This is a genomic window from Rhodopirellula maiorica SM1, from assembly GCF_000346295.1.
Taxonomy (GTDB): Bacteria; Planctomycetota; Planctomycetia; order Pirellulales; family Pirellulaceae; genus Novipirellula; species Novipirellula maiorica.
On record NZ_ANOG01000049.1, the window covers coordinates 1 to 10,285 of the forward strand.

General features: G+C 53.3%; 10 protein-coding genes and 1 pseudogene. 1 reads left to right on the forward strand and 10 read right to left on the reverse strand.

The window, feature by feature from the left end:
• The 10 genes and pseudogenes from RMSM_RS01640 to RMSM_RS01690 form a co-directional block, all read right to left on the reverse strand.
• Window positions 1–300: pseudogene (locus tag RMSM_RS01640) on the reverse strand (methylamine utilization protein); the annotation flags it as partial.
• A 103-nt stretch (window positions 301–403) separates the two neighbouring features.
• Entirely contained in the window at window positions 404–1,006 is a 603-nt protein-coding gene (locus RMSM_RS39470) for a hypothetical protein (RefSeq protein WP_144057291.1), read from the reverse strand.
• A gap of 724 nt (window positions 1,007–1,730) precedes the next feature.
• On the reverse strand, window positions 1,731–2,078 hold the full coding sequence (locus RMSM_RS01650) for a hypothetical protein (RefSeq protein WP_040763532.1): 348 nt from the start codon (window positions 2,076–2,078) through the stop codon (window positions 1,731–1,733).
• Window positions 2,079–3,364: 1,286 nt separating this feature from the next.
• Window positions 3,365–3,733, reverse strand: a complete 369-nt coding sequence (locus tag RMSM_RS39475; protein WP_144057292.1) for a hypothetical protein — start codon at window positions 3,731–3,733, stop codon at window positions 3,365–3,367.
• A 182-nt stretch (window positions 3,734–3,915) separates the two neighbouring features.
• A complete protein-coding gene (locus RMSM_RS01660) occupies window positions 3,916–4,962 on the reverse strand; it encodes a hypothetical protein (RefSeq protein WP_008690578.1) in 1,047 nt (348 codons plus the stop codon).
• 513 nt (window positions 4,963–5,475) lie between these two features.
• A complete protein-coding gene (locus RMSM_RS01670; protein WP_144057293.1) occupies window positions 5,476–6,075 on the reverse strand; it encodes a hypothetical protein in 600 nt (199 codons plus the stop codon).
• Window positions 6,076–6,267: 192 nt separating this feature from the next.
• Complete coding sequence (locus tag RMSM_RS01675; RefSeq protein WP_008690582.1) at window positions 6,268–7,632, reverse strand: ankyrin repeat domain-containing protein; 1,365 nt, start codon at window positions 7,630–7,632, stop codon at window positions 6,268–6,270.
• 167 nt (window positions 7,633–7,799) lie between these two features.
• Window positions 7,800–8,315 carry a hypothetical protein gene (locus RMSM_RS01680; protein WP_040763539.1) on the reverse strand — a complete coding sequence of 172 codons (516 nt, stop codon included), beginning with the start codon at window positions 8,313–8,315 and terminating at the stop codon, window positions 7,800–7,802.
• 96 nt (window positions 8,316–8,411) lie between these two features.
• Entirely contained in the window at window positions 8,412–8,810 is a 399-nt protein-coding gene (locus RMSM_RS36285; protein WP_052031444.1) for a glyoxalase/bleomycin resistance/extradiol dioxygenase family protein, read from the reverse strand.
• A 138-nt stretch (window positions 8,811–8,948) separates the two neighbouring features.
• Window positions 8,949–9,536 (reverse strand): hypothetical protein, encoded by a 588-nt coding sequence (locus RMSM_RS01690; protein WP_008690589.1) that lies wholly within the window; start codon window positions 9,534–9,536, stop codon window positions 8,949–8,951.
• A gap of 365 nt (window positions 9,537–9,901) precedes the next feature.
• Here RMSM_RS01690 and RMSM_RS38005 point away from each other — a divergent pair, with 365 nt between their 5' ends.
• A complete protein-coding gene (locus tag RMSM_RS38005) occupies window positions 9,902–10,093 on the forward strand; it encodes a site-specific integrase (RefSeq protein WP_008690590.1) in 192 nt (63 codons plus the stop codon).
• The last annotated feature ends 192 nt before the right edge of the window (window positions 10,094–10,285 follow it).

The following is a 10,285-nucleotide window of genomic DNA, read 5'->3' on the forward strand; positions in this document are numbered from 1 at the left end:
GTTCGACATCGCCAAACGATGCTTCTTGTCACTACGTGGAAACGGGCCGAGTTTCGATCCGCCACGGCCCGTGTAGACGTAAACGACAACGTTTCGGATTCCCTTTGACACGGGATCAACCAGGAGTCGTTCGTCCAGTACGGGGCCGCCAGCGGGCGCGAGGGCAGGCAAAACGTTGATCTGGTTGACAGGGGGTGGGACGCCGTCAAAGACGAAACGCATTTGGAGTGTGGCAGACTCGGCATGCACATTTGTAGCAGCAACCAATAAGCAGCAATACACGGCAACGATATATTTCAAGGGTATAGCTCCGTTAGTCGGATAGCACTACTCGTCACCGAGGACGGACGGTAAAGCATCCAGTCGTGTCATTTCGCAAGTCGATCTTCGAGTCATAGGTTTGCTATGCATCATCTGACGGCACACGCCGAATCGTGAAATCTCGATCGAGCTTCAAGTCATAGTACTCCGGTATCGAAACGTCAATCTGGACATGCAGAATCACATGTTCGTTCGTCATCTTTTTGACGGCAACAGACGACTCTCGAATATCTGAACCAGCGGTGATGGAACCGAAGTGATCTCCGAAAGTAGTGGCAGTGAATTCGTTGGGAAGCATGAGGGTGAATCGTCTATCATGCGGATGGAGTTCACCAGAGCGTGTTGCGGGGATCGGTAAAAGCGTCAATTGGTCACCTTCGACAACATCCAGAGGTAACTGGAAAGCGACGGCATAGCCGCCATGTTGTCCGTATTTCTCATGTTCCGAATTCGAGTGATGCAGAACCACACAACTCCCAAGGCCATTGATCTTACCTTGGTATTCCCAACCGGATTCTCGACGTTGCTTCGCAACACCATTGGAATAATCGTGCCAATAAAATCGATTGACAGCACTATTGTCATCTTGGCGAGCAGGGAGGTGCCGAGCAGCAAAGAACGCCGCCACGACCGCAGCGATGGTAACGAGAATGAGTATCGTCCGAATAGCGAATCGTGTATTCAAGTTTTTTAGTCGGCGAGCGTTACGGTTCAGCAGGGCCGCGCGAACGACTCTCCACCTCATTAATGTCAACTCGCGGCAGACGATGCAACCGGTGGTTCGCCGCCGTTTAGGGGAGCGTAACGAATCCAGCAACAGCGCCGACGAACAACCCAACGATACCAAAAACAGAGGTGCAGGTGGCCCCCAACCACCGAATGCGAGCCAAAGCACAAGGCAAACTACAGCCGAGCCGGTCATTCCGATTCCGATCCACGTTGTGACGTGAAGTACCGGGTCAGGATTCGCACGGCGTGTGAGCCAATACAGTGGAGCGACAAGAACGAAGGAACCGAGGCAGTAGAACAACAGTTCGAGAAGCATCCAGTCCCATTTGAGCAGGCGATAGATACGAGAGTTCGGCGGTTGCGTTTGAGGTAGGTGGTCAAAAGTAGCCGCAAATTCGGAGTATGCGGGAATTGATGGAGGGGCCCAGATGGCAGTTTCTGGAAGCTGGATGATGCACGTTCCGTTTCCAGCGGTGTAGCGTGCTTCCCATATTGCGGTGCGGGCCGTCATGAATACGGCGAGCACAAGCATGGCGATTAGGAGTAAACGACGACGGTTCAAGAGAAGCGGCAATTGAGAAGTGAAGTGATTTCCGTCGGCGAACGTCCGACGTCAGCGGGGACTGCGGTTTGATTGTCCATTGTAAACGCCCCATGCAGTCCTCCGTTGCACGAAATTGTTACCCGCTTTCATTATTAAATCGTGGATGTTTAATGAAATCCTTGACCATTTCGATAAACCCGCCCATGTCATCCTCGCGAATCTCATGTTTGCGAGCAAGGTAGCATGCTTCAACTTGTTGGATGTCGATCTTCTCGCCGGAGTGAACGAGAGCGGCATATGCATCAACGAGAAATGGCGCGGGACAGCCCTTCATACGCATCCGCAAAATGTAGAAAACGCTTACGCGAGCACCAGACATCATTGCCCGCCGCCATGGAATGAAAATCGCGACCCAGTCGTAGATGCGTACGAAGCCGAAAGTGAGCACGCAACCAAGGACTAGACCGACAAGGAAGGTATCCATTGTGATCGAGGCGAAGATTACTCGCCGCCAGGCTTGAGGGTGGGAAAGAGAGAACGCGGCAACGATTGTGTCGGGTAACGGTGGCGATCAACGGGCGGCGGGAGTTGACTCACCACTTGCAGAAACGTCGCCACCGCCGCTCCGTTGCAGTACGCCCAGCATGGGCGTGATCTTGTGGGGTGAAAGTCCCCTGTACTTAGTTCCGGTTTCTTTCATGGAGTCAGTATACCAAATGAAATTCTAACGAAAGAACAGTACGAGGCGAAGGCAACTGCGGGGAGGTGACAATCCGTGGGAAGGAAGCCTGCGAATGTGACCGTAAATCTGGCTAGCCGCCGAGAACAGTTCTGGTCGGGCAAGAACCGAATCGGGCTAGCTTCAAAGCTAAAACCGTCGCCAGACACATTCGCGCCAAAACCCGCGTTGTTGCAAGCAGAAACCCGCCTGCGCGGACGACACTTCCCAGTCGCAACGCGACGACACGTGGTAGCCCCGGACGTGAGTCCGGGGTGCGGCGTTGTAGTAGCCACCACAGAGTCGCGAAGCGACGGCAGGAGTCACTACGGAAAAGGAGCACAATCGATTAAAATATGGAAGGTTAGAAAATCGGTGAGGCATGAAATCATCTTTCCTTTGCCAAGCATCAATCCGTCTCAATATCTTTTTGCCACCCATCTTTTTGCCGGTCCTTTCAGCCGGGTGACTGCCGAACGGCATTTACCTAGAGGCTACCTACATCGGCCCGCCCATCCTTCCTGACATCCGGTCAAAAGAAGGCAACCGAAGGTTGCGGCAGGAAAATGAATGGGGCAGGAACATGTCTGAACCCGAAAGAAACTGGTAGTTGGTGCCAGCACAAATGCTTCGCAGCCGATATCCAACGAAAGATTGAAAACAGTAAAGCTGCAGCAAGTTTGCGTGAGTCGAAATAAACACGGATTGCAGCTTGTTACTGGAAACAGCGGAAGAAGTCGAAAACACGTCTTCGCAACCTGATGTCACTAGGCTTGTCGTACCGGGAAGCTCGGCCGTTCGCGTTTAGCGGCAAAGGCCCATGGCGTCTTTCCAAGACGTCGGGAGTCCAACGTGCGTTATCGAACGAGCACCTGAAGAGTGAGGGCTTATTGAGTCTAGCAGAGCGTTGGCAACAGCTTGCATCCTCGCGGCGAATCGCCCGAGTAGCGGACCCGCATGCTAGGTGGTGTGGGAGGGGCGCCGGAGCAATCCGCCCCCCTATCCCGATACGTATTGTTATCACGCGATTATGGTTTTGTGTTCCTGTGGTGTTACGAGATATTGAGTGTTTTAGCAACGCGATCTTCCACGATGACGCGATCAGCGTAGATAGTCAACGCACCGAGTTCAGGAGATTCGTCCACGGCAAGGTTTGAATCAACAATTAGCTGAATGCGATAATGTGAAAATTCTTCGGTAAGCAAAGATTGTAGCATTAGAACAAATTCTCGTGTGCAGTATTCGGCGGAAACGCTGACGTAGCGAGTATGGTTTGGCCACCAATCTTCGATGTGGTAAACGTGGATATCCGCAACTGAACCCAGTGCTTTTTCGCATGCGCGTTTGATCAGCACTATCAAAAACGAGTCGCGTTTTTCGTAAGCAGATTCATCCGCTTCCGTTGCGAATTCGGCGATCATAGCATCGTCGTTAAACAATTGATCCGATTTTGCTTCGGAGACAACGTGCCAATTCTCCATTTGCAGTGTCTCTTCCTGAAGCGTGATAACGACCCGGATCAGCGGGGACCGGGAGTTGAGTATCCATTGGAGAAAACGAACCACCGGTTCTCCGTTGCATTCGATGGTTCTGCTTAAATGCGCTAACGAATTGGAGAGAACAACGCTTGCAGTCCAGCTGGAGATGTCATCGTACCACGTCCGTAATGTCCCATATTCGGAACGACCGCAAATCGATGTCGTTTCGTCACCGACTTGCCGTATTTGAATTGGAGGAAGGCCGCGTAAAGCTGCATGCGCTGAAGTCTATGCATGCCCTGCATCATAGCACCGCAGCTCTTGCCTATCGCGCCATCATTCGGGTCCGCGTCTTTGCTCCCGCACAAATAGAAGACATTCTTATTTGCATAGTCCTTCGCAATCGCATCCAAATCAGCATCTGCAAAGTATCCGTAAGGTGCCCCAAGCCCATAGCCCCAGTTGTTGTAGTCCTTGCAGTTTGCAGCGGTGTCTGCGTCAGGCATTACGAATTGCCGTCGAACAGTGTGGTACCGTTCAGCGGAAGTATAGGCGTATGAGGAGGGGGCCGAAACGACAAATCGAATGGTGATGCTATCAGCAGGCTTGAACTTACCAACCAATGCGTATCGTTGCACAAACTGCCCGCCAGCTGAATGACCGACGAGTACAATCTCTTTGAGCCGAGGAAACAGATCAGGCGAAGTGAGTTCGCCAAGCCAAGCGTCGATGACTGCGTACGCACTGTAGCTCACGTGATCGACCTTAGGACCCACTGCGGCACGACTGGAACCTCGGTATGGGGGAGACCGCCAGAAAAGAAGACCGTCCGGTATCTCGCTGGGAATTTCCGTTTGCTGCAGGAACTGCGGCGCGACGATCAGCGTCTGAGGTAACGCTCCCCTCACGCGAGAGGCGGCATCACGCGCATTATCGTAGTATTGCATTGCATCAACATCACTACTGTGAATCGAGAACAGCACTCGCGTGATATTCCGGTTCGGTTCGGTGAACGAATGACTCGCCGCGTAGGGGACAAACGCGTTGGGTACAACGTCGACTGAATAGCGAAGTGGCGCAATCTCGACCGCCATCACCTCGGCGTGCTGGCTAACAAATAGAGCGAATGCGAAGAAGGTTGATCGGACAAGATGAGTTGAAAAACGGCTCATTCGGTCAAGACCCCAAATGCGAGAATGATTTCGATAACGGTAGTCGTCACCGCGATCCGGCGATTGACGTTGTGATGGCCTAGTTTAGCAACGCCGGATCTGCGGTGCACGTCGTTGTTATCGGCCTTGGTTTGCAGCGAACTGGATCGATCGATCCGATCACGCGGCCAGAAGGATCTAGTTTACGGCACAGGATTGCACGCATCAATCGACCGCGCAATATCGAGCTTGGCTATGGACAGCCCAATGTCGGTCTGGCCTTCGGCCTCGTTGGTGACCGCTGGCCCCAAGTTTCGCGTGCCCAAATTGCGACGGGTGACGTTGCCAATGAGCTCCTATACGCCGGACACTCAGCCGTTGTTTCAAATCATCGCACGCGCAACATCAAGCATCCTGGATCGAGCACGCAACTTTAGAGTCCGATAACGGCGGGGTACAGCGGGCGGGCGCGAGCGATTGTCCGCTTCGAAACCAGCTAGCTCGCCCGCTCCGTTGCAACCCGTAGTTCGCCATTTACTTCTGGTTCTGTGGGTCGGTAGCAGCAAGAAGCAATAGTGCTCCTTTTCTTTTTTCGAGGTCCGACGTATTTTCTACGAAGGCTTCCACGATCGGCGTCGCTTGATCACGCGGGTAGCAAAACAGCAGCATCCGAATCGCCGAGAAATGAAACTCAGCTTGCCCTGAGTCCGCCAATACCGCTTCCAAACCGGGCAGAAACTCGTCAGCGCGTTCGGAAATCACCTCCATTGCCCAGTCATCACCACCTCCGCCCTCAGCTTCGCACGCCAAGAGCTGCTCGAGAGTCGCGGGATCCTCCCACGAGTAGGCGGTCACCGTTTCCGATTTCGAATTGGCCAAGAATACAAGCAAAGTTTCGAGTGCGTCCGCGTATTGAGGTGCGTCAATGTGGAAGTCCAACGACTCGTCGCGCAAAACCGATAGTAGCTGAGTCCCGGCTTCAATTACCGTAGCCCTGTCTTCGTCACATTCCTCCTCGTACGCACCGCCGAGAACGCCAAGAAACTCTTTCCCGGGTCCTTTTGGCGAATACGATAGCATGCCGCCAGGATCAAACACGTGGTCGCCCAAGTCAGTTGTAAACTTTGTATACAAGATGTGATCCTATGGCTGGCGAACGGTACGGTTCAGCGGGGCCGCGCGAACGACCCACCACTTCAAAAACGTAACCTCGGGGCCTCCGTTGCAACCCATGGTTCCCCGTCGATTCGGTATTGAACAAGAGCCATGGTCAAAAGTCGCGAGAGTTGGAATTGGGCTTGGATTCACGATGAAACAAACGGGACATTAGGAATCCGGACGTATCAGTCTTAGAACTTCCGCATATCGTTGCATGTTGTCTTCTATGGAGACCCTTTGCCTCTTGTTGAAGTGGTTTGCCTTTGATTCAAATTGGTTATGCAAGGAAATCCAAGGTGTCGCATCGCGGTCATTGGTCAACATGAGATCAGCACCGGCTTCCAACAATCGACGAACCATTTCGGGTTGGTTATGTAATGCGGTCGAGTGCAAGGGGCGGTAGCCGTAGGCATAGCTGCCGTAGGAAATTGCGTTGACGTCCAAACCAAATCCAATCAACTTATCTAATAGAACAAGCGTGTTCAGCCTGTTAGCCATTGCCTTTTTCGCCTTTCCTCGTGTTTGAACATAGTCGATCTGAAGCAATTGCTCCACTGGCGATTTTGCGCTCTCAGCTAGTTCGTTTGGATTTGCCCCGGCCAGCAACAGTTCCAACACCACGTCGAACGTCACGGGGCGGTTCTTCGCGCTATACTCAGACGCTTCTTCAAGCGATAGCCATAACGCTGTATGGCGTGATTCGGGAAGACGACCGGTAGTGGCTCCTTTGCTCAACGCCGTGCGGACGGCCTCTAAATCAACTCGGCCCACCGCTGATTCAAGTTCGCGGCTTGCTGTTTCGCTGCGGGTAAACTCTTTCAGCGGCCCAAAGCGAATGACGTCAATCCGCTGTATGAAATGATCGCTCAAACAATCATCGTGGCCATAAGCGGCTTCCAGGCGACCGACATTCGATAATCTTGCATCGTGCAGAAAATGCAAACCGGGTACGTAGGCGTCCAAATCAGTCAACAACTTTTGGTGAGCGTCTTCGGCGGACGTACGTTGTTGCAGCCAGACTTCCGCAGTGTTCTTGGAAAATCGAGCACCGCCCAGGTAGGTGTCGCCATCGTCCTCCGGATCATCTTCTGGATCGGGCGTCTCCCACCTCACACCATCACTGACCCATTCAATTTCGGTGGTCGATTCGATGCCGTCGTGCTTTCGAAGCCGCAAATAGACAACTCCGGCACTATCTGAATCCCCGGTCACCAACGATTCACCGATGACATCAGAGAACAACCCATCATCACCAAAAAGGGATTCGCCGTGTTCGCTACAAACCACGGTGGACCAAAGCATGGTTTTGTGGGTGATAAGCAACGCCCATTTTCCGGCGGGCGGCACCCAGGTTCCCTGTAGGGTTTCGGCTGTGACGTCTCGTTGCACTTCGGCGATAGCTTTGCAGGAAAGCAGAGCTTCGGCTGGGTCGAGCGAGTCGTTGGTCGAGCGAAACAACACCGCGTTCCAACTCGAATCTCCCCACGTTGTAAATGAGCCACGGCGGTTCGCAATAGGATTGCGTTTATTCATCAAACACGGCGCTTTGAAGCACAGAAACCCAGAGAGATGCGATGAGGATACATTTGACCAGCAGCACCGGTATCCGCCTAGTCGGGGAACGTCACCCGTCACCGCGGACGGACAGTTGATGTTCCATTCAAGTAAATACGCAAGCCGTCCTGCGGTGCACGGGATTGTTACCCGCCGTCATTAGGATTGGCTTGAGGGTGGAGGCCAAGTTTAGCGTATTCTGCCACCAGGAGCGGGCGTAGCACATTCTCAGTGTTTGGAGTTTGCTCAATTACTTTTGTGAGCGATTCGATTGCATGGACAGTGTCGAGGACATCACTCGGGGTGCTTGCGAAGTAGGTCCAACGCCACGTGCAGCTACCAGCGTGCGCGGAGCAAACGCGATTGTTTACGGTGGAGACCGTCACGTAGTCGTAACCCTGAGGCGTAAAGCCGAACGTGGAGTAGCAACCGTATGTTTCGGTCCATTTGGGCGTGTGCAGCGAAAGCAAGTTGCTTTCGGGCATTCCGTCGAATACCTTGCCGTCCGCAAGGGATTCGACGACTGGATGTTGGCAGGCAGTCATCTCGCGATAGTTATGAAGATCGCGTGTCGAGCGAATGCCATGAGTCCAACAAAATGCGGCCGCGCCGATCAACGCGATGATCGTTGCGGAAGCGATGAACTTTAGTGCGGCATTCATCTTTTCATTCGGGTAACGGGAGCGATATGCGGGCGGCGGCGAACGATTCATCACTGCGAAAACGCTTGCCACCGCCGCTCCGTCATCATCGCATGGTTATTTGCTGGTCTGGGTTGAGCACGGGGTATCGCGGCTGGGAGGCGTAACAAGCTCAACGATGTGCCCATCGAGGTCATGCACGACTGCCCGACGCCCCCATTCGGTGTCGGCAGGCGGAGTACGCAGTGTAGCACCAACTTCAAGTAGCATGCCAACGACGCTATCAACATCATCGACATTAAAGCCGATTCGTGTTTTTGTCGTCGTGTCGTCGGCAGAACGTGCCGGATAGATTTCGAATACGAAGCCGTTGACCGAAGACGCGTAGTGCTCAGGCCCGTTTCCGTGGGTGTGCTTTGTAAACAGGAGGCCCATTTGCGAGTAAAACGTCGACGCCCTCTCGATGTTAGGTGACCGCAAGACGAGCAGGTTACAGACTGGAGGCGCGGCGTACATGGCTTGGGTCTTTGAATCGCGGAACCGCGAAAATCTATAGTCAAATAACGGTGGACATCACGGGGCACGGAGAGTTGACTATCCATTGCGAAGAACGCCGCAAGCCGTGCTCCCGTGCATGTCATTGTTCCCCGCATTTTACAGTTTGCCCCAGCTCACGGCCATCGTGCGGCCGAGATGGTCATGAATCAGATCTGGAATCGAAGTCGTCCACAGCGGAGACGAAAACGGAACCCAATTCCAGAATTCAATTCCCAAGTACGCGATGCCGATATCTGGTTCCGTTCGCCAAGCGTTTGATGGGGATGAATGGTTACATTGCGGACATGAGATTATTTCGATCCTGTCGTCGTTCACAAATGTAGCAACACTGTCGTAGAGTTGGTCAATTACTCCGTCGCCATCAGGAAAACGGTGGCGACATTGCGGGCAACCGGCAAATTGAAGTTGTGGAAACGCGAAAAAGTTAACGTATCGCTCTGCGTGGACCTTCACACCGTTGATCGCGTTTGGCTCCCAAAACGGAACACATGATTCGTGGTTCGCGAAGATCTCGCGTATGCGTGGACCCGGCGGATAGCCCAAGCCATTGAGAACGCATTGCTCACTGGGCGTCGCCAACAAGAACCGCTCCGAAACCAACAGTTCGATGATCGCGTTGCCGATTGATTCTGCATCGGCGGGAGATACGTCGTGGTCGATCAGCGAGTTGTAGCTGGAACTCAAGTTAACGAATCATCTCTGTCGGGGAACGAGGTAATTATCGCCGGTTGGGGTGGCGATAAGCGGATCCTGGGGGCTGTTATCGCCGGTTGGACCTTCGGCAACCTCGGTGACACGTAGAACGTTATCGCCGGTGCGAGGGAGTGTTACCGCCGGTTGGCGTTTGCTGAGTATGAGGGGTCTCGATTTCTGGGTCAAGCAAAATTGCAAACAAATTTTCCATCCGAGGCATCGACCTGCGCTGCGGCCGTGCTGAAAGAATCAGCGATGGTAGTGCTGCGGCGATGCAGGACGGCGGTAAAAACGATTCAGCACTCAGAAATGCCACCTTGCTTTGAATGGCCGTGGGAGTGGGCGATGACCTTTGAGTGCACGATTCCAAGGGAAAGAAGAGTCGCATCGTGCCGATGCCTGCACGTGTCGTGTCGGACCCGCGGAAATGGATGGAGTCACGCCGACTGCTGCACGAACACGATTTGGAGAAGGGGCAAGCTTCGGTGTGTTTGCCAAAGGCACTGGAGCGGAAGTATCCCGGAGCTGTACGCGAGTTGAAGTGGTAGTTTTTGTTTCTTGCCTCTTAGCTGATGGACGCTGTGAGGGAGGAGTTGAGAGCGAGGAGTGAGGAAGATTGAAAAAGTTAAATTGAAAATTGTAAATTTTAAAATTGGAAGGGCGGATTGGGGGCGATGCGATGCATCGGGGAAGGAGAAAGGCAGCGGAACGCTGGTTGCTCGGACGAGATTAGGATTAAG

What these genes read in the sequence shown, in the direction of transcription:
- RMSM_RS01675 (WP_008690582.1), bottom strand. Translation starts at nt 7,632, where the DNA reads ATGAATAAACGCAATCCTATTGCGAACCGCCGTGGCTCATTTACAACG.
- RMSM_RS01660 (WP_008690578.1), bottom strand. Translation starts at nt 4,962, where the DNA reads ATGAGCCGTTTTTCAACTCATCTTGTCCGATCAACCTTCTTCGCATTC.
- RMSM_RS01680 (WP_040763539.1), bottom strand. Translation starts at nt 8,315, where the DNA reads ATGAATGCCGCACTAAAGTTCATCGCTTCCGCAACGATCATCGCGTTG.
- RMSM_RS01650 (WP_040763532.1), bottom strand. Translation starts at nt 2,078, where the DNA reads ATGGATACCTTCCTTGTCGGTCTAGTCCTTGGTTGCGTGCTCACTTTC.
- RMSM_RS36285 (WP_052031444.1), bottom strand. Translation starts at nt 8,810, where the DNA reads ATGTACGCCGCGCCTCCAGTCTGTAACCTGCTCGTCTTGCGGTCACCT.
- RMSM_RS39475 (WP_144057292.1), bottom strand. Translation starts at nt 3,733, where the DNA reads ATGATCGCCGAATTCGCAACGGAAGCGGATGAATCTGCTTACGAAAAA.